The organism is Mycoplasma sp. CSL10137 (assembly GCF_017116845.1).
Lineage (GTDB): Bacteria > Bacillota_I > Bacilli_A > Mycoplasmatales > Metamycoplasmataceae > Mycoplasmopsis.
The window spans coordinates 1-384 of sequence record NZ_JAFIRE010000011.1 but is presented as its reverse complement, the minus strand read 5'-3'; the positions used below and the strand labels follow the sequence as shown (position 1 = coordinate 384).

The 384-nt window shown below is 21.6% G+C and carries 1 protein-coding gene; it reads right to left on the bottom strand.

What is annotated here, in order from left to right; genetic code table 4:
- Positions 1-41: 41 nt before the first annotated feature.
- Positions 42-384: IS30 family transposase (locus tag JXZ92_RS03450; protein ID WP_205852371.1), on the bottom strand; the 343-nt coding region annotated here is incomplete at its 5' end.

Here is a 384-nt window from a genome sequence, read left to right as displayed (position 1 = left end):
TGTTTTAAAATTGTTTTGTTAAATTTTTTATTGCTTAAATCTTAAGTCAAATTTTCAAAAGTAAACATTTCAAGGGAAGTTTTTCATTTTAAAATTTCTCTTGGTATATTGTTTATTTTAAAAACAATTTCTTGTAAATAATCAAAATTTATAGAGTTAAAATCAAAACCTTTTTTAAATTCTCTACGTATAAGTCCATTTCAATTTTCATTTGATCCGCGTTGGAATGATGCATAAGGTTCTGCTCTATAAATTTTGATATTTAATCACTTAGCTAAAATACCTATTTTTTCAAATTCAATTCCGTTATCAATTGTTATTGATTTAACATTAAGTTTATTTTTAATAATCATTTGCTTTAATTTTGCATTTATTTCATTCGGT